The 17420-nt window shown below is 72.6% G+C and carries 17 protein-coding genes, 1 tRNA gene and 1 pseudogene; 4 read left to right on the top strand and 15 right to left on the bottom strand.

Annotated features, from left to right (window positions below):
* Nucleotides 1-260 precede the first annotated feature (260 nt).
* A tRNA-Asn gene (locus BT341_RS18735) sits at nt 261-333 on the bottom strand.
* Between the two features lie 166 nt (nt 334-499).
* On the opposite strand from BT341_RS18735, the gene BT341_RS45355 reads away from it, so the two are divergent.
* Nucleotides 500-670: a hypothetical protein gene (locus BT341_RS45355; RefSeq protein WP_177328848.1), complete on the top strand. Its 171-nt coding sequence runs from the start codon at nt 500-502 to the stop codon at nt 668-670.
* Here BT341_RS45355 and BT341_RS18730 read toward each other — a convergent pair.
* From BT341_RS18730 to dnaG, 3 genes are read right to left on the bottom strand one after another with little or no spacing between them, the layout of a single operon-like run.
* A complete protein-coding gene (locus BT341_RS18730) occupies nt 667-1428 on the bottom strand; it encodes a trans-aconitate 2-methyltransferase (protein WP_072477539.1) in 762 nt (253 codons plus the stop codon). The genes BT341_RS45355 and BT341_RS18730 overlap by 4 nt on opposite strands.
* A gap of 48 nt (nt 1429-1476) precedes the next feature.
* On the bottom strand, nt 1477-1998 hold the full coding sequence (locus tag BT341_RS18725) for a hypothetical protein (protein ID WP_072477538.1): 522 nt from the start codon (nt 1996-1998) through the stop codon (nt 1477-1479).
* Between the two features lies 1 nt (nt 1999).
* Nucleotides 2000-3913 carry a DNA primase gene (dnaG, locus tag BT341_RS18720; RefSeq protein WP_072477537.1) on the bottom strand — a complete coding sequence of 638 codons (1914 nt, stop codon included), beginning with the start codon at nt 3911-3913 and terminating at the stop codon, nt 2000-2002.
* Between the two features lie 33 nt (nt 3914-3946).
* On the opposite strand from dnaG, the gene BT341_RS18715 reads away from it, so the two are divergent.
* Nucleotides 3947-4894 (top strand): sigma-70 family RNA polymerase sigma factor, encoded by a 948-nt coding sequence (locus tag BT341_RS18715; RefSeq protein WP_072477536.1) that lies wholly within the window; start codon nt 3947-3949, stop codon nt 4892-4894.
* Here BT341_RS18715 and BT341_RS18710 read toward each other — a convergent pair.
* From BT341_RS18710 to BT341_RS18700, 3 genes and pseudogenes are all read right to left on the bottom strand, one after another.
* A pseudogene (locus BT341_RS18710) lies at nt 4866-5637 on the bottom strand (hypothetical protein). The gene BT341_RS18715 and the pseudogene BT341_RS18710 sit on opposite strands and share 29 nt — an antisense overlap.
* Nucleotides 5638-5700: 63 nt before the next feature.
* The gene (locus BT341_RS18705; protein ID WP_072477535.1) at nt 5701-6267 is read right to left on the bottom strand and encodes a carboxymuconolactone decarboxylase family protein; all 567 of its coding nucleotides are present in this window, start codon (nt 6265-6267) and stop codon (nt 5701-5703) included.
* A gap of 23 nt (nt 6268-6290) precedes the next feature.
* Nucleotides 6291-7649: an MFS transporter gene (locus tag BT341_RS18700; protein WP_072477534.1), complete on the bottom strand. Its 1359-nt coding sequence runs from the start codon at nt 7647-7649 to the stop codon at nt 6291-6293.
* 24 nt (nt 7650-7673) lie between these two features.
* Here BT341_RS18700 and BT341_RS18695 point away from each other — a divergent pair, with 24 nt between their 5' ends.
* Complete coding sequence (locus BT341_RS18695; protein WP_072477533.1) at nt 7674-8123, top strand: MarR family winged helix-turn-helix transcriptional regulator; 450 nt, start codon at nt 7674-7676, stop codon at nt 8121-8123.
* On the opposite strand, the gene BT341_RS18690 is transcribed toward BT341_RS18695, so the two are convergent.
* A complete protein-coding gene (locus BT341_RS18690; RefSeq protein WP_245805014.1) occupies nt 8120-8836 on the bottom strand; it encodes a carboxymuconolactone decarboxylase family protein in 717 nt (238 codons plus the stop codon). The two genes, BT341_RS18695 and BT341_RS18690, sit on opposite strands and share 4 nt — an antisense overlap.
* A 97-nt stretch (nt 8837-8933) precedes the next feature.
* On the opposite strand from BT341_RS18690, the gene BT341_RS18685 reads away from it, so the two are divergent.
* The gene (locus tag BT341_RS18685; RefSeq protein WP_177328847.1) at nt 8934-9539 is read left to right on the top strand and encodes a TetR/AcrR family transcriptional regulator; all 606 of its coding nucleotides are present in this window, start codon (nt 8934-8936) and stop codon (nt 9537-9539) included.
* Nucleotides 9540-9753: 214 nt separating this feature from the next.
* Here the strand turns inward: BT341_RS18685 and BT341_RS18680 are convergent, their stop codons facing one another.
* The 7 genes from BT341_RS18680 to BT341_RS18650 form a co-directional block, all read right to left on the bottom strand.
* The gene (locus BT341_RS18680) at nt 9754-10293 is read right to left on the bottom strand and encodes a DinB family protein (RefSeq protein WP_072477531.1); all 540 of its coding nucleotides are present in this window, start codon (nt 10291-10293) and stop codon (nt 9754-9756) included.
* A 22-nt stretch (nt 10294-10315) separates the two neighbouring features.
* Nucleotides 10316-12127, bottom strand: coding sequence for a glycosyl transferase (locus BT341_RS18675; RefSeq protein WP_425426386.1), 1812 nt, complete (start codon nt 12125-12127; stop codon nt 10316-10318).
* Nucleotides 12124-13218: a serpin family protein gene (locus BT341_RS18670; protein WP_072477530.1), complete on the bottom strand. Its 1095-nt coding sequence runs from the start codon at nt 13216-13218 to the stop codon at nt 12124-12126. Before BT341_RS18670 ends, BT341_RS18675 begins: the two co-directional genes overlap by 4 nt.
* A gap of 388 nt (nt 13219-13606) precedes the next feature.
* Complete coding sequence (locus BT341_RS18665; protein ID WP_072477529.1) at nt 13607-14881, bottom strand: deoxyguanosinetriphosphate triphosphohydrolase; 1275 nt, start codon at nt 14879-14881, stop codon at nt 13607-13609.
* Between the two features lie 47 nt (nt 14882-14928).
* A complete protein-coding gene (locus BT341_RS18660) occupies nt 14929-15582 on the bottom strand; it encodes a YdcF family protein (protein WP_072482032.1) in 654 nt (217 codons plus the stop codon).
* Between the two features lie 32 nt (nt 15583-15614).
* Nucleotides 15615-16220, bottom strand: coding sequence for a response regulator transcription factor (locus BT341_RS18655; RefSeq protein ID WP_072477528.1), 606 nt, complete (start codon nt 16218-16220; stop codon nt 15615-15617).
* On the bottom strand, nt 16217-17419 hold the full coding sequence (locus BT341_RS18650) for a sensor histidine kinase (protein ID WP_072477527.1): 1203 nt from the start codon (nt 17417-17419) through the stop codon (nt 16217-16219). The genes BT341_RS18655 and BT341_RS18650 overlap by 4 nt, the downstream gene beginning before the upstream one ends.
* Between the last annotated feature and the right edge of the window lies 1 nt (nt 17420).

Genomic DNA, 17420 nt, shown 5'->3' with positions numbered 1-17420 from the left:
ACCGGCGACTTCACGGCCTTCGACTCTGAACTCCAAACCCACAGAGAGGAGCGGGGCACTACGCCACATGCGGCATGGCGCATCCGGTTAGCCGCCGAACCCACAGGATCGGTCTTGATGGCGACGCGGCCAGCCAGCGGACCACGGCAGTCCCGGTCCCACAGGACAGCGGGCCGATCCTTGGACGATCGTCAAGATAGACACTAAATCGCCCCTACTCCCGGGTAGCAAAAAAGCCCAGGTCTGTGACCTGGGCTTTGCTCCCCCGCTTGGACTCGAACCAAGAACCCTCCGGTTAACAGCCGAATGCTCTGCCAGTTGAGCTACAGGGGATTGTCGCTCACTTCCGGTGCCGGTCGTCTCCGTCCGACGAGAAGAACTTTAGCTCATGCCTCCGAGCCCGTTCACACCACCCCCCTCTTCACCCGGGCCGCCCGCCGGGCGGTGTTTTCCTGGACAATGGACAGTCGGACGACCTACGGATGGAGTGTGGACTCGGATGAAGAAGTTCCTGCTGGGGGCAGGCCTGGGGTACGTGCTGGGCGCCAAGGCAGGGCGGGGGCGCTACGAGCAGCTCGTGCGCACCTACCGCCGGGTCGTCGACCATCCCATGGTGCAGGGTGCCGCCGGGGTCGCGCGGGCCAAGATCAGCGCGAAGGTCCGGCGCTAGACCTGGGCGACGAAGAACACGCGGCGGAACTCGAACCACGTCGTGCCGTCGGCGCGCGGTGGGTACGCCCGCTCCAGCCGGGGCGCCAGTTCCGCGCGGAACTGCTCCCACTCCTCGTCGGACAGGGCCGCGCGGACCGGGCGCAACGCCGTTCCCGTGATCCACTCCAGCACCGGCGACGGCCCCCGCAGGGGCTGGACGTACGTCGTTTCCCACGCGTCGACACCGCAGCCCGCGTCGGCCAGCAGGTCGGCGTAGCCCCGTGGGCTCAGCACCGCGTCGTCCTCTCGCAGCACCACGTCCGCCAGCCGGGACGACCAAGCCGGCGACGCCGCCAGTTCCCGCGTCAGCGCATGTGAGGGCGCGTTGAAGTTGCCCGGCACCTGGACGGCGACGAACGCACCGCTCGGCAGCTCCGAAACCCACCGGCGGAGCAGCGACTCGTGACCCGGCACCCACTGCAGGACGGCGTTCGAGACCACGACGTCGGTGTCCGGCGCCGGGCACCAGTCGCGGACGTCGAGCACTGCCGCGTCCAGGCCGCGAGACCGTGCCGCCGCCACCATTTCGGGTGAACTGTCGCTGCACTCGAGGGCGGCCGACGGCCAACGGTCGCGCAGCGAAACGGTCAGGTTGCCCGGACCGCAGCCCAGGTCGACGACGCGACGCGGCGAAGAAGACCCGATGCGGGCGACGAGGTCGTGGAACGGCCGGGCCCGCAGGTCGGCGTAGTCGAGGTACTTCTCGGGATCCCACACGGCCGCCTCCCAGATAACAGTACGCCTGTACTGAGTACGAGCGTACTGCTACTCGGCGGGGTTGGCCAGCTTCGCGGCGACCTGCTCGGCGATGGCCGTCACCAGCGCGACGTCGGTGCCCGGGTCGGGCCGGACCTGCAGGACCGTCCCGTCGCGGCCGGGCACCTTGCGCTGGACGAACCACGCGCCGCCGGACCCGATCTCCTGCCGGTGCCGGGACCGCACGGAACCGTCGACCCGCAGCCGGACCTGGTGCGGCACCTTGCCCGGCGAAGGCAGCCGGAAGCGGACCGGCGGCAGGTCGGCCAGCACGACGGCCGAGCCGGCCGTCCCGGTTTCGGACGACTCGGTCAGCGTGAAAACGCCGTCCGCCCAGGCCGCCTTGCCGACGAGGTGCCAGCCGACGCGCCGCGCCCCGCCCTCGGACGGGACCCACAGCCCCAGCGTCGTCACCACCAGGTGCCCGCCGCCCTCGACCGGGGCGCTGTCCACGACTTCTTCGCCCGGCGAGAGCGAACCGGGGAACCCGGCGGGCGTGCGGTCGCCCAGCAACCGGCGCAGGAAGCTCATCTCAGCCCCACGCGCCGGCGGCGGCCTGCTCGCCCAGTGACTTCTTGTACTGCTCCAGCGCGACGAGGTCGCCGAACAGCGCGCGGTAGTCGTCCGGGGACTCGACCGGCGACAGCCGCTGCAGCTTGCCCTTGATCTCCGCGATCTGCCGCCCGACGAGGTTCTCCTGCAGCCGGGCGAGGATCGACGAGATGTACCGCGAGTCGACCTCGTCCTTGGCCTGCAACGGTTCCACGGCCAGCTCGGACAGCACGCGCCGGACCGTCCCTTCCGGACAGTGCGGGGCGGCCGCGTCCAGCAGCGCCGGTCCGGTCAGCCCGGACGCCGCACCGCCGGCCTTCAGGACGGCTTCGTGCAGCGCGGCGTACACCGGGTGCGTGAACGCCTCCAGCGGCAGCGCGTCGTACTCCGGCCCGGCGATCGCGGGCTGCTGCAACGCGGCCTTCAACGCCTCGCGCTGGACGGCGAACCGCGGGTCCTTCGGCGCGGGACGGGCCACGTCCTGCGCCGGCGCGGCCGGAGCGGCCTGGGCCCGCGCGGGCTGCCGGACAGGGGCCCCGCCGCGCTTGTCCGTCGCACCCGCGGCGCCGCGGACCCGGTTGACCACCTGGGCCACGTCCTGCCAGCCGACCCACCACGCGAGCTTCGAGGCGTACCCGTCGCGGGCCGCGCGGTCCTTGATCGACGCGACCATCGGCACGGTCTTCTGCAGCGCCGCCACCTGGCCGTCGACCGAGTCGAGGTCGTAGTTCCTGAGCGTGCTGCGGATGACGAACTCGAACAGCGGGGTCCGCCGCGCGACCAGGTCCTTCACCGCGCTGTCGCCCTTGGCCAGGCGCAGCTCACAGGGGTCCATGCCGTCCGGCGCGACCGCGATGTACGTCTGGCCGGCGAAGGTCTGGTCGCCCTCGAACGCCCGCAGCGCCGCCTTCTGGCCCGCTTCGTCGCCGTCGAAGGTGAAGATCACTTCGCCGCGGAAGGCGTCGTCGTCCATCATCAGCCGGCGAAGCACCTTCATGTGGTCTTCGCCGAACGCCGTGCCCGACGACGCGACCGCGGTCGGCACGCCCGCCGCGTGCATCGCCATCACGTCGGTGTAGCCCTCGACCACGACGACCTGGTGCCGCTTCGCGATCTCGCGCTTGGCCAGGTCGAGGCCGAACATGACCTGGGACTTCTTGTAGATCGGCGACTCGGCGGTGTTGAGGTACTTCGCCGAGATCCGGTCGTCGTCGAACAGCCGCCGCGCGCCGAACCCGACGACGTCGTTCCCGACGTCGCGGATCGGCCAGACCAGGCGCCGGTGGAACCGGTCCATCGGGCCGCGCTGGCCCTCCTTCGACAGCCCGGCCGTGAGCAGCTCCTTGACCTCGAAACCGCGGTTGAGCAGGTGTTTGGTCAGCTTGTCCCAGCCGCCGGGCGCGTAGCCGCAGCCGAACTTCTTCGCCATCGCCGCGTCGAACCCGCGCTCGGAGAGGAAGTCGCGCGCCGGGCGGGCCTCGTCGGTGAGCAGCTGCTCGGCGTAGAACTCCTGCGCGACGCGGTGGGCCTCGACGAGCCGGGTGCGGCTGCCGCGGTCACGCTGGATCGTCGCGCCGCCGCCCTCGTAGGTGAGCCGGATGCCGACCCGGTCGGCCAGCCGCTCGACGGCCTCGACGAACGAGATCAGGTCGATCTTCTGGACGAACTTGATGACGTCGCCGCCTTCGCCGCAGCCGAAGCAGTGGAAGGTGCCGTGCGTCGGGCGGACGTTGAACGACGGGGTCTTCTCGTTGTGGAACGGGCAGAGGCCCTTCAGGCTGCCCCCGCCGGCGCGGCGCAGCGCCACGTACTCCCCGACGACCTCGTCGATCCGGTTCCGCTCGCGCACTTCCGCGATGTCGCTCTCCCGAATCCGTCCTGCCACGCCTACCACAATAGATCGGTCCCCATCCGGCACACTCGGGGTATGGCCACAACCGCCCTGGACGCGCTCGCCGCGGAGTTCGCCGCGCACCGCGGCCACCTGATCGGGGTCGCCTACCGGCTGACCGGCACGCGCGCCGACGCCGAGGACGCGGTCCAGGAGTCCTGGCTGCGCCTGGCCGGCCTGGACGACGCCGGCCGCGCGGCGATCCGCGACCTGCGCGGCTGGCTGACCACGGTCGTCGGCCGGATCTGCCTCGACCGGCTCAAGTCGGCCGCCGCCCAGCGGGAGATGTACGTCGGCAACTGGCTGCCCGAGCCGGTGGTGACGCCGTTCGGGCGGCCGGTGGGCGACGACCCGCTCGAAGCCGCGGTCCGCGACGACGGGCTGCGCATGGCCGCGCTCGTCGTGCTGGACAAGCTGACCCCGGAGCAGCGGGTCGCGTTCGTGCTGCACGACGCCTTCTCGGTGCCGTTCGCCGAGATCGCGGACGCGCTCGGGGTGTCGGTGGAGGCCGCGCGGCAGCACGCGTCCCGCGGCCGCAAGGCCCTCGCCGACGCCGATCCGGCCCCGCGCGTGCCACTGGAGGACCAGGCGCGGATCCTCCGGAAGTTCGTCGTCGCGCTGCAGGCCGGGGACGTCCGCGCGATGGCCGAGGTGCTGGCCCCGGACGTCGTGCTCATCGGCGACTCGGACGGCAAGGGCCGCACCGTGCGCCAGCTCGTCGTGGGCGCGGACAAGGTCGCCCGGTTCTTCGTGGGCATCACGCGCAAGTACGCGCCGGGGATGGTCGAGCGCGGCGCACCGGTGCTGGTCAACGGCGACCTCGGGATGTACCTGGCGCCGATGCCGGGCCGTGACGGCTTCCTCGCGCTCGACGAGCACGTGCAGTCCGTCAGCATCCGCGACGGGAAGATCGTGGCGATCTACGACGTCGTCAACCCGGAGAAGCTGACCCGGATCACGCGTCCCGCCGTTTCGCCCGCGTGATCCCGGCGGCCAGCACGAGCCCGGCGAAGGCGGCGAAGTAGGCCAGGGCCCAGCCCGGGTTCAGCGGCGAGTCGGACAGGACGGCGGCGTTGCCGCCGTCGCGACCGGCGTTGGCCTCCCCGGAGCCGCTGAGGAACTTCGTGACGGCGTTCAGCGGCAGCCACCGGTGGATCGCCTGCCCGGCCCGCGGGATCAGCTGCACGACGTTCTCCGCCATGAGCGGGTAGCCGACGAGCAGCGCGACCGCGCCGGCGGTGTGGCGCAGCAGCAGCCCGGTGCCGACCCCGCAGACCGCGGCCAGCGCGAACACCGGCCCGGTGCCGGCGACGATCCGCCAGTCGGGCGCGCTTGTTCAGCGCCAGGTCGGCGTCCGGGGCGAGCACGCGTGCCACCAGCCAGGCGGGGAAGGCGGCCGCTTCCCCGAGCAGGAACGCGTACCCGGCGGCCACCGCGGCCTTCGCGAGCAACGCCGGGGTCCGGCCCGGCACGGCCTGGAAGGTGCTGTGGATCGTGCCGGACCGGTACTCGCTCGTCACCGCGAGCGCCGCCGGCACCAGCACGGCGACCGGGCCGAGCTGGTAGCCGAACTGGGTGCTCGCGACCGTGGGCGGCAGCCGGGACTCGGTGGCCGTGAGCGCGGTGAGCGCCGCCGGCGCGGCCAGCGCGACGAGCGTGAACACACCGCACACCCAGGGCGTGGCGATGCTGAAGAGCTTGATCCGTTCACCGGCGAGCAGGTGCATGCCCGGAACGGTCCCGCGGCGGACCCCGGCGGCGCGTCCACCCGGGGTCCGGTTCCCCGGGTCCTACGGGAGCGGGACGCGGCAGGCGTCGCCGGAGGTGAAGCCCTGGTCGACGATGCCGAGCGCGCTGTTCATCCGGGCGCGCATGTTCTCCAGCGCGATCTGGTAGGTCAGCTCGACGACGCCGTCGCGGCCGAACTCGCGCTCGAGCTCGGCGACCTGCTCGTCGGTCACGGTGACCCGGTCGCCGGACATCGCGTCGGCGTAGGCGATCGCGAGCCGCTCCTGGCGGCTGAACGCGGGCGAGGTCGCGTAGCCGTCGATCTCCTTCAGCCGCTCGATGTCCAGGCCCTCGTGCTTCTGCAGCATCGTGCCGAAGTCGACGCACCACGAGCAGCCGATCCGGGTGGCGACCCGGTAGACGGCGAGCTCGCGGACGTTCGCGGGCACCTTCCGCGACGCCCGTTCGGCCAGCAGTTCGTGCGCCATGTACGTCCGCAGCAGGCCCGGGTGGTGGGCGGCGACGGCCATCGGCTCGGGCACCGCGCCGTAGCGCCGCCCGGCGATCCGGTAGACCAGCTTGAGGAACGGGCCGGCTTCGGACGTCTTCTTCGCGGGGATGCGAGGCATCTGCGTACTCCTTCGTGTCGCGGTCACGAGGAGGACGAGACGGCCGCGGAAGACGTGACAGCGGGCGCCGTGAGCCGGCTCACGAGCATGACCGCGGCCGCGGCGGCGAACACGACGGTGAGGCCGGGCGCGGCCAGCCCGCCGGTCGTGGCCAGCGCGAGCCAGCCGAACACCGCGGCGCCGGCCAGCCCGCCGGCCTGCCGCGCGAAGGTCAGCGACCCCATCGTGACGCCCATCAGGCCGCTTCGGGCGCGGGTCTGCCCCAGCACGGTGTACGCGGACGTGCAGGCCGCGAAGGCCGCGCCGATCGCGAACAGCCCGGGCACCAGTAGCCACGGTGTGCCGCGCAGCGCGGCGGCGACGGCGACCGCGGCCAGCCCGGCCGTGCCGAGCAGGCAGCCGAAGCGGCCCCACGCCGTCATTTCGGGTTGTTTCCGGGCGAGCGCGGCGAAGGACGCGGACAAGGCTAGCTGCCCGGCGGTCATCGCGACGAGCAGCACGCCGGTCCCGGCCGCGTCCGCCCGCAGCGCGGCGACCAGCGCGACGTAGGTGAAGGTGCCGTAGAGCGCGGCGCCCGCCAGGCCGTTGACCACCACCGCGCGCTTGAGCACCGTGTCGGCGAACACCGCCGGCGAGATCAGCGGGCTCGGCGTACGCCGCTGCCGCCGCACGAACAGGAAGCCGGCCGTCAGCGCGCTCACCACGAGCACGGGGGTCCACAATGGACTGCGCGCGAGGCCGTCGAACGTCCCGGTCGCGACGACCGCCGAACCCGCGACGACCAGCAGGACGCTGCTGCCGACGTCGAACTTCCCCGCGGCACGGGCCGGTTTGCCCGGCAGGCCACGCAGGCCGAGCACCAGGGCGGCCACGCACAGCGGCAGGTTGACCAGGAAGATCCACCGCCAGCCCGGCCCGGCCGCGAGCAGGCCGCCCAGCGGCGGCCCGCCGAGCGTGGCGGCCGCGAAGACCGCCATCTGCCGGCCCTGGCGGCGCAGCAGCTCGTCGCGGTCGAACAGCTCGCCCAGAGCGCTCATCGCCGTGACGATCAGGCCGCTGCCACCCAGGCCCTGGAGGGCGCGGGCGGCGATCAGCGAGCCGATGTCCGGCGCGGCGGCGCACCACGCCGAGGCCGCGGCGAACACGACGACCGACCCCGCGAAGCAGATCCGGCGGCCGTGCAGGTCGCCGAGCCTGCCGTGCAGCGGCGTCGCGACGGTGAGGGTGAGCAGACCGGCCCCGGTCACCGCGACGAGCCCGGTGCGGGCGTGCAGGTCCGCGCCGATGGACGGCAGGGCCGCGGTGACGATCAGGCCGTCGAGCTGGGCGATGGCCATGCCGAGCAGGAGACCGGCGAACGCGAGGCGACGAGATGCGTGCATAAAGCACACGTTATAGTGTGCCTTATGCACGCATCAAGTTCCGGGGGTCCCGCGCTGTTCCGGCTGGTCCGGCACTGGGCGCGCCAGTGGGCCCCGGACGTCGTCGACCGGTTCTCCGCCGGCGCGCCCCCGGCGTGGACGGTGCCGAACCTGTTCGTCATCCAGGCGGTCGACGGCGCGGCGAGCGCGGAGGTGACGGTCGCCGACGTGGCCCGCCAGCTGGGCATCGACCGCTCGGTGGCCAGCCGGATGGTCGCCGAAGCCGTCCGGGACGGCTTCGTGGTGCGCTCGACGTCGAGCCGGGACGCTCGTCGTGCGGCACTCACGCTCACCGACGCGGCGAAGGAGTTCCTCGCGGCCTCGCAGGCTCACCAGCGTCAGGCGTTCGACTCGCTGGTGGGCCACTGGCCGCGGGAAGATCGCGAACGGTTCGCGGGGTACCTGAGCCGGCTGGCCGACGAGGTGCTCGGCTAGCTTTCCGCGAGGATCGCGTTCAGCGCTTCCCAGGCGTGCCAGGCCCGGGTCACGCCGAACTGGGCGTTGAACCGCAGCGCGGCGCGCACGTCCTCCTTCGACGCGCCGCCCCGCAGAGCCCGGCCGACGTGCGTGCGGAACGTGTCGGCCAGCGTCTGGTAGTGGACGTCGACGCTCAGGCTGACCAGGCCGCGCTCGCGTTCGCTGAGCGTCCCGGGCCCGTGGCCGGTCCGCATCCGCGACTGCAGGTCGAAGAACCCCCGGAAGTGTGGATCCAGCTCGTCCAGCCGGGCCTTCGTCGGCTCCGGCAACGGGCTGGGCGCGGCGCCCGGCCCGGTCGACAGCAGCTCCGGCGCCAGCGGTCCGGCGTCCGGCTGCGAGAGGCCCAGTTCCGCTTCCAGCCCGGCGATCCGCTCGATGCCCGCGGTCGCGGCGTGGTAACCGCAGTCGTACGAGACGAACCGCAGCAGCTCCCGGATGTCCGAAGTGGACACTCCAGCCTGCAGCCCGGCCCGCACGTGGGCGGTGAACGCCAGGCCCAGGCTGCCCTGGCAGACGTCGGCCGTGACGCACAGGAACGTCTTCTCGCGGTCGGTCAGCTCCGGGATCGCCCGGACGTACCGCGCGGTGGCGCCGGCCATCTGCGCGAACACCGGGTCCGGCGCGGCCGGCCGGTCGAGGTTCGCCGGCGTTTCGGTGGTGGTCAAGATCATGCTCCCTCGGAATGGTGAACGTACGTAGCGCTACAGCTGTAGTGCAATAGCACGCTACACCTGTAGCGCAATGCGTGTCCAGCTACACTGGACGGCGATGAACGAGACCACCGCCCGCCGCCGCCCCAACGCCCGCGGCCAGGGCGAACTGCTGCGCGAAGAGATCGTCACGGCCGCCGTGCGGATGCTCGACGAGCTGGCCGACGACGAGGCGCTCTCGCTGCGGGCCGTCGCGCGCGCGGTGTCGATCGCGGCGACGTCGGTCTACCTGCACTTCCCGGACCGCGACGCGCTGGTGCTGGCCGCGATGCAGCGCTGCCACGAAGACCTGGTCCGGACCGGCGACGACGCCGCCGCGGCCGCCCCGGACCCGGCGCAGGCGTTGCGCGCCCGGATCCTGGCGCAGGCCGAGTGGGCGCGGGAGCATTCCGGGCTCTACAAGGTCCTGCACGAAAGCAAGGTCCACCGGCGCCACGGCATGCCGTTCAAGGAGGTCATGGTCGCCCGCACGACCGAAGCCGTCCAGGCGTGCATGGACGCGGGCCTGGCCCCGCCCGGCGACGCCGCGACCGTCGCGATCGACCTGCGGACGGCGGTCAACGGCGTGCTGGCACAGCGGATCAACGAGCCCGACCTGCCGTGGCCGCCCGCCGCCGAGCAGCTCGACCGGTTCCTGGTGAAGCTGGTCGGCCTGCGGCTGTGACCCTTGCTCCCGGCCGGAACGGACGGTGGTGAGCGACCTCGCCGCCGTGCGCACGGTCTTCGGGGCCATGGGTGACGCCGAAGGCGCCTGGGCGAGACCCGCATTGGCGACTCGCCGGTGATGGTGCCCGCCGAAGGCGAGCTGATCTCCCGCGCTGCGCGTCTACGCCGACCCGGCGGGGCACCCGTGCTGCGTCTTCGTCGCCGCGGAGTGACTACTCCCCCGTGCTGCCGTCGATCGACTCGCGGATCAAATCGGCGTGACCGTTGTGGCGCGAGTACTCCTCGACCATGTGGACCAGGATCCAGCGCAGGCTCGGCGTGGTGCCGTCGCGCAACCGGCGCCGGGACGGGTGCGCGAGGCCGCCGTTCGCCAGTGCCCGCGTGGTGAGTTCCCGCGAGCGCGCGACGGCGTCTTCCCAGAGTCCCTTCAGCTGCTCCGGGGTGTCGCCGACGGCGGAATCCCAGTCCCAGTCCGGGGTCGCCGCCCAGTCGACCGCGTCGAACGGCGCCGCGGGCGCGCGGTCGAAGAGGACGACGGAAAACCAGCGGTCCTCCACGTAGGCGAGGTGCTTCAGCAGGCCGCCGAGCGTCATCGTGGACGGCGGGTGCGTCGCGCGCAGGCCGTCCGCGCCCAGCCCGGCGCACTTCCAGGCCAGCGTCGCGCGGTGGAAGTCGAGGAAGCCCAGCAGGGTTTCGGCTTCGTCACCGTCGAGGGGCGGCTCGGGCCTGCCCTGTTCGTCCACAGAGGTCACGGCCGCCGACTGTACCGAAATGTCACGGCGTCAACGCGCGCACATCCCAGACCCACACCCCGCCGACGAACTCCGCCGGCTTGCGCAGCAGCAGCTCCACAGTGGACTTCAGGGCTTCCTGGTTCTGCCGCGGGCCGACCACGAGCACGTCGGCGTTCCAGTACCGCAGGTCCGCCAGGGCCTGCGTGCGGTCGGCCTCCGTTACCTGCGCGGCCTGGCCCGTGCGCTCGACTTCGGCGAACAGGTCCGACGTCGGCCGCGGGACGGCGCCGTAGCGGCCGCGGCGGTCGTCCGGCGACGTCGGCCCGACGAAGTAACCCTCGGGCATCGGGTAGCCGAGACCCGCGTCGACCTGCCAGTGCAGCGGTTCCGCCTCGCCGGTGCTCGGCAGCGGCACCGGCACGAGCGAGCCGCCCGGGGCGACGTACTGGCGCCAGATCCCGTCGGCGAAGAACGGTGGCGAGAGCGGGCGCTGGTGGGTCACCAGTGCCGTCGGCGCGATCGGCAGCAGCACCGCGACCACCGCGCCGATCCAGATCATGCGCAGCGGGAACCCGGAACGACCGCCGGACGGCGCGGGCAGCTCGGCCGCCGCCGTCCAGACGCGGTGCGTCGCGATCGCCAGGAGCGCGCCGGCCAGCGGGATGCAGCCCATCGCCAGGCGGGACTCCAGCAGCGAGTCCAGCAGCGGCAGCTGGCCGAGCCACTTCCACGGCCCGGCGATGCCGGTGTCCTCGTGCGCCACCGTGATTTCGACGCCCAGCGAAAGAAGGGCCATCACGTACATCGTGATCGCCAGCGCCCGCGACACGACGTCGCGCCACAGCCAGATCGTGAGCATCACCATCAGCACGATCAGCGGCCAGCCGAAGAACGCGTTCTCCTCCGTGCGGTTCATCGACACGTCCGCAGCGGCCTCCGGCGCGCCGGCGATCGACTGCGTCGCGAATCGCGTGAACGCCGCCGTGTCGTTGCCCGCCGGGCCGTGCAGCAGCGAGTGGAAGCTCTGCGGGCCGAAGAACTGCCAGTACAGCGGGAACCCGGCGATGAGCAGCGCGACGACCGCGCCGATGCCGATCCCCTTGGCCAGCGGCGCCAGCATGCCGCGGATTTCCGCGCGGCGCGGGACGAGGTAGGCGATCGCGAAGACGACGAAGGTGAGCGCGAAGATCATCAGCGGCTCTTCGCCGAGCAGGATCTGCCACGCGACGAGCAGGCCGAGCACGATCCCGTTGCGCACCGGGCGTTCGCCGTGCGCGAGCTGGATCGTCTTGAGCGCGATGAACGGCAGCACGAACAGCACGACGAAGTTCGGGTGCGCGTTGCCGTGGGAGATCATCGGCGGGGCGAACCCGCAGAAGGCGCCGCCGATCGCGGCCGCCGTGCGGTTGGGCACCAGGTGCCGGGAAAACACCCAGTACCAGCCGGTCGCGGTGCCGGCGAGGCCGGCGGTGAGGACGATCGCCCAGGTCAGCGTCGCGCCGAAGGTCAGCGTGATCGGGGCGAGCGGGATGTTCAGGCCGAACATCGCCGCGTTCGCCGCCATGTTCACGCCGAGCGGGTAGTTCTGCAGGTCCGTGGTGAACGGATTCTGGAAGTGCAGCACGGCCTTCGCGACGACCGTGGAATACCACTCCCACTGGCTTTGGTCGGAGGCGCCGTTCCAGAGGTAGCCGCGCTTGAGGTCGAACCACAGGCCGTTGTAGAGCAGGATGGTGAACAGCAGGAATCCGCCGGCGATGGCGGAGTCCTGCCACGCCCAGCGGTTCGGGGCGTCGGGGGGCTCGGGAGCCGGCGGGACGAGCTCCGGCACGGCTTCGGACTTCAAGCTCACGGTTCGACCACCCTGGCGAAGAAGTGAAGGGCCCCGGTGCCGACGTGCCGGACCAGGAGCAGGAACGGCCGGTCGACCGTGACCTGGACCGGTTCGCCGACGATCATCGCGGTGAGCCGCATGACCAGCGCGGTCGCCGCGGCCCCCTCGAAACCCTGTTCGTCCACCCGCAGCACGGCCTGGTGCAGCACCTCGGACACGGTCAGCCGCGGATCCGGCGAAAGCCCGGTCAGGTCGGCTTCGTCGGTGAACAACGTGCGGACGCCGAGGCCGCGCAGCACGCCGGTGAGCGAACTGGGGACGTCGAGGGAGATCTTCGGGAGCGCGAGCTCGACGGAGGTGAACCGGGGCTCGTCGAGCAGGCGCGTCAAGGTGGCCGGGTCGAGGGCGGCTTCGGCGTCGGCGAGGTCACCGTCGGGCAGCAGGACGACGGCCTGCAGCCCGCCCGCGGCGGCGAGCTGCACGACCTGCCAGCCGCCGGCGTGCGCGTGGCCGACGCGCTCGCTGAGCCACATGGTGGGGACGTCCCGGGTGCCCGACGGCGCGTGGAACGGCGCGTCGGCGGTGTTGGCCTCGCGGAACGGCAGCTTCCACGCGGCCTTCAGGTACAGCGCGTTGACGAGCACGGCGGCGACGTCCCGGTCGATCGAGCCGGGCGGCAGCAGCTGCGGGACGAGACCGCGCGTGGTGCGTTCGACGTCCTCGTTGACCAGGGCACGGGCGGCTTCGGGTTGTTTTCCGAAGGGGGCGCTCGCGACGGCGGCGCCGGGCCAGCCGGCCAGCTCGGCCTTGAAGGAGTCTTCGAGCGGGAGCCGGTCGTCGGCCCACAGGGTGTTGGAGACGGCCAGCTGGGGCGGTTCGGCACCGCGGCCCTCGTCGAGGAGCTGCGCGGCCTCCCGCAGCAGGACGGCCTGTTCGCCGGGGTCCCCGATCAGGCGGGTGAGCTCGTCCCGCGTCCGTCCCCGGGCGGCCCGCGCGGCCAGGGTCAGGGCGCTGGCCACCGAATACGGCGAGAAACAGGAGTTCCCGCCCCCGGCACCGAGGGCCGAGTGGACGGCGAGGGCGAACCGGAGGTGGCTGTCCGTGGCCATGCGGGCGAGAGTACCGGAACGGCCACCCCGACCGGGCCCCCACGCACAACTCCGCCCACGGGTGACAAAACCCCCGCCGGCCACCACGCGCAAGGTGCTAGCGCACCCGGCCCAACGCCGGGCGCCGAGGAGCCGCTCGCCTCCCGCACCCAAACAGCCGCCCGGCATGCGCGAACGGTCGGCTCGGGCACCAAACAACCGACTCGCGCACCAAGACGGCCGACTCGCGCCTCGAACCAATCAGCTCGCACACCCGAACGGCCGACTCCCGCCCCCGAACCAGTCAACTCGCAACCCGAACAGCCGGGCCGCGTGCATGACCAGGCATCTCGCGTGATCCGGCCCCGAGACCCCCTGTCCGGGCATGCATCAGCGTGACGCCGGCCGGTCAGCGGTGCAGGCGGGTCACGTGCCAGGAGTACCACGCGTGGGCCTGCGCGTCGGTCAGGGAGGCGACCTGGTCGATCACCACCCTCAGCAGGCCGGCGTCGTCGCGGGCCGTGGTCCACGCCGGGACGAACAGGGGGTCCAGGGACTCCGGGGCACGCCGGGCCAGCGCGTGCACCAGCTCCACCAGCAGCTCCCGCTGCCCCTCCTGCATCACCAGCCGGCGGCGGTCGCTCATCACGTACCGCAGCGCCAGCGCCTTCAGCAGCGCCACCTCCGCCGCCACCTGCTCCGGGACGCACAACCGTGCCCGGTAGCGGCTCAGCGGTCCCTCGCCGAACTCCGCGCGGGTGCCGGTGACCGCCGCGGTCGTGAACCGGCCCACCAGCTCGCTCGTCAGCCGCTTCAGCGCCACCTGGGCGCGCGGTGAGCCGTCCGGCTCCGCCGCGGCCACCTCCGCCACCGCCGGCAGCGCCAGCAGTTCCGCCGCCGCATCCTCCAATGTGGACACCGACTGGGCGGAGAAGTGCTTGGCCGCGGCCTCGGCGACCGCCGCGCGCTCGTCCGGGTGGGCGAGCACCCGCAGCTTGATCCGGCCGGCCAGCACGCCGTCTTCGACGTCGTGCACCGAGTACGCGACGTCGTCCGCCCAGTCCATGATCTGGGCCTCCAGGCACGTCCGCTCCGGCGGCGCACCCTCGCGGTACCACGAAAACACCGCGGTGTCGTCGCCGTAGACGCCGTACTTCGGCTGCCCCGGCTTGCGCGGCCACGGATATTTCGTGGTCGCGTCGAGGCAGGCCCGCGTCAGGTTCAGGCCCGCCGGGTCGCCGTCGGCGCCGAGCAGCTTCGGCTCGAGCCGGGTGAGGATGCGCAACGTCTGCGCGTTGCCCTCGAACCCGCCGCACGACGCGGCCACCTCGTCGAGCGCGCGCTCGCCGTTGTGCCCGAACGGCGGGTGCCCGATGTCGTGCGCGAGCCCCGCGGTGTCCACCAGGTCCGGGTCGGCGCCCAGCTCCTCCGCGATGCCCCGGCCGATCTGCGCGACCTCCAGCGAGTGCGTCAGCCGGGTGCGCGGGACTCCGGTGACCTCGGCACCCTCGCCCGGCCCGACCACCTGGGTCTTGCCGGCGAGCCGCCGCAGCGCGGCGGAGTGCAGCACGCGGGCCCGGTCGCGCGAGAACGCGCTGCGCCCGTCCGCACGCGAGCCGGGCAGCGCCGCGCCCTTCGCCGGCTCCGGCAGCAGGCGGGCGGTGTCGTGCTCGGTGTAGTTCACGTGACCAGCCTAAACGCGGCCACCGACAAAACCGCGGCCGGCGGAACTCAGCCCAGGAACGTGGCGAACAGGTCGTCGGCCGGGGTCTTCGTCAGCCGGTAGTACAGCAGCGCGCCGGTTTCGCGGACGATGTAGCGGACCTGCGTGACGCGCTCCTGCACGATCGGCCCGCTGTGCGTCGGCGCGGTCCAGGCGTCCAGGCCGAGGTCGCCGGCCATGGTCCGGGCGCGGAAGGAGTGCCACGGGTCGCTGACCAGCACCGCCGTGTGCCAGCCGCGCGCGTGCACCTGGTCGGCGACCGCCCGCAGGCTGCGCAGCGTGTCGCTGCCCTCCCCGACCGCGAGGGTGGCCGTCGGGGGCACGCCGTGCCGGGTCAGCCACAGCTGACCCGCGCGGGCCTCGGTGAAGTTGTCCTCGGCCTTCTTGCCGCCCGCGGTGACGATCGTCTTCGCGACACCCGCGTCGTACAGCTGCTTCGCCTTGATCAGCCGCGCCGCGTAGATGTCCGACGGCTTGCCGTTGTACTGCGCCGCGCCGAGCACCACGATGACGTCGGCCGGCCTGCGGTCGTTTTCGCGCGCGACCTGCCAGACGCGGAACGCCGTGCCGCCGACGAGCGCCAGCAGCATGAGGACCGTGCCGAAGGCGATCCGGCGCGCCCAGCTCGCCCGCGACGGTTTGGTGCGTTCAGCGGTACCCACCCGGCCCATCTTGTCAGACGGCGGCGGCCCGTTCAGAGCCAGCCGCGCTCCTCGGCGACCCGGACCGCTTCGGCCCGCGTCCGTGCCCCGGTCTTGCCGATCGCGGCCGAGAGGTGGTTGCGCACGGTGCCTTCGGAGAGGTGCAACGCGCGGGCGATATCGGCCACCGTGCTGCCGTCTTTGGCTTCCCGCAGCACGTCCCGCTCGCGCGCGGTGAGCGGGCTGGCGCCGGTGGCCAGCGACTCGGCGGCGAGCGCGGGGTCGACCACCCGGAGTCCACTGTGGACTCGCCGGACGGCTTCGACGAGCTGCTCGGGCGGGGCGTCCTTGACGACGAACCCGGCCGCGCCCGCCGCCATCGCGCGGGCCAGGTAGCCCGGCCTGCCGAACGTCGTGCAGATGATCACCCGGCACGACGGCAGCGCGGCCCGCAGCTCGGCGGCCGCTTCGAGGCCGTCCTTGCCCGGCATCTGCACGTCCAGCAGGGCGACGTCGGGCTTGGCTTCGCGAGCGGCGGCGACCACCTCGTCGCCCGAGCCGACCTGCCCGACGACCTCGATGTCCGATTCGAGGCCGAGCACGGTGGCCAGCGCGCCGCGCACCATGGCCTGGTCGTCGGCCAGCAACACCCGGATCAAGCGAGTCCTCCCGCGGGTTCTGCGCGCACGGCCGGGGCGGCCGCGCGCGGTTCCGGCAGCGGGATCTCCGCCCGCACCAGCAATCCTCCCCCGGGCCGGGCCGACGTCCGCAGGGTGCCCCCGGCCGCCGCGAGCCGCTCGGTGAGCCCGCGCAGGCCGTTGCCCGGGACGACCTCGCCCGCCGTGCCGTCGTCCTCGATCTCCAGCCAGTTGCCGCCCAGCCGCACCTTCACCTGCCTGGCCCCGGAATGCCGCAGCACGTTCGTCACGGCTTCGCGCAGCACGTACCCGAAGGTGTTCTGGAACTCGGGCCGGACGTTGTCGACCGCGTGCGGCAGCTCCGCGTCGATCTCCGCGGCCCGCAGCGCGGCACGGGCCCCGACAAGTTCCGCCGACAGCGACACCTCGCGGTACTCCGACACGGTCGCGCGGACGTCGGAAAGCGCGCTGCGCGTGAGCCCCTCGACCTCGCGGATCTCCTCGACGGCGCGCGGGATGTCACCCGCGCTCTCCAGCACCCGCCGGGCCAGCCCCGCCTTGACGGTGATCGTGGTGAGGCTGTGCCCGAGCAGGTCGTGCAGGTCGCGGGCGACGCGCTGGCGTTCGTTGGCCACGGCGAGCGTCGCGATCTCCTTGTTGGCCAGCTCGAGGCGGCGGACGGCGCGGATGAGGTTGGCCATGAAGAACATCGCCAGCGTCACCGAGGCGACCGTGACCAGGTCGCCGTAGTCGTCCCCGAGCTTGCCCGCCACCAGCAGCAGCACCGCGCCGGTCAGCAGCGTCGCGACGTCGACGATCACCGCCCACGCGGCCGGGGTCAGGAACACCATCACCGCGGTGCCGTAGAGCAGGATGAACGGGCTCGCCCCGCTCGCCGCGACCGTGGCCAGGCCCAGCACGTTCATCCCGATGCCGAACCCCAGCTTCACCCGCCGCGACCGGCGGAAGACGAACGGGAACAGCAGGTAGCACAGCGCGTAGGCGTAGACCAGCGCGCCGGTGACCACGAGCTGGACGGTCACCTCCGGCTTCGCGGCCAGCGACTTCGTGACCGGGATCAGGAACGGCAGCAGGAAGACCACGCCCATCAGCGGCCAGCGCATCCGGTCGGGACCGTTGCGCTCCGGGTCGGCCAGCGGGTCTTCCCACCAGGCTTCCCTGCTGTTCAGCCCGAACCGGTGCCTCTCGGACTCCGCCATC

This window comes from Amycolatopsis australiensis, assembly GCF_900119165.1.
GTDB lineage: Bacteria > Actinomycetota > Actinomycetes > Mycobacteriales > Pseudonocardiaceae > Amycolatopsis > Amycolatopsis australiensis.
The sequence above is the reverse complement of the archived record's forward strand: the minus strand, read 5'-3'. Positions and strand labels throughout refer to the sequence as shown.

What these genes read in the sequence shown, in the direction of transcription:
- BT341_RS18725 (WP_072477538.1), bottom strand. Translation starts at nt 1,998, where the DNA reads ATGAGCTTCCTGCGCCGGTTGCTGGGCGACCGCACGCCCGCCGGGTTC.
- BT341_RS18690 (WP_245805014.1), bottom strand. Translation starts at nt 8,836, where the DNA reads ATGATCTTGACCACCACCGAAACGCCGGCGAACCTCGACCGGCCGGCC.
- BT341_RS18695 (WP_072477533.1), top strand. Translation starts at nt 7,674, where the DNA reads ATGCACGCATCAAGTTCCGGGGGTCCCGCGCTGTTCCGGCTGGTCCGG.
- BT341_RS18650 (WP_072477527.1), bottom strand. Translation starts at nt 17,419, where the DNA reads ATGGCGGAGTCCGAGAGGCACCGGTTCGGGCTGAACAGCAGGGAAGCC.
- BT341_RS18715 (WP_072477536.1), top strand. Translation starts at nt 3,947, where the DNA reads ATGGCCACAACCGCCCTGGACGCGCTCGCCGCGGAGTTCGCCGCGCAC.
- BT341_RS45355 (WP_177328848.1), top strand. Translation starts at nt 500, where the DNA reads ATGAAGAAGTTCCTGCTGGGGGCAGGCCTGGGGTACGTGCTGGGCGCC.
- BT341_RS18670 (WP_072477530.1), bottom strand. Translation starts at nt 13,218, where the DNA reads ATGGCCACGGACAGCCACCTCCGGTTCGCCCTCGCCGTCCACTCGGCC.
- BT341_RS18705 (WP_072477535.1), bottom strand. Translation starts at nt 6,267, where the DNA reads ATGCCTCGCATCCCCGCGAAGAAGACGTCCGAAGCCGGCCCGTTCCTC.
- BT341_RS18685 (WP_177328847.1), top strand. Translation starts at nt 8,934, where the DNA reads ATGAACGAGACCACCGCCCGCCGCCGCCCCAACGCCCGCGGCCAGGGC.
- BT341_RS18700 (WP_072477534.1), bottom strand. Translation starts at nt 7,649, where the DNA reads ATGCACGCATCTCGTCGCCTCGCGTTCGCCGGTCTCCTGCTCGGCATG.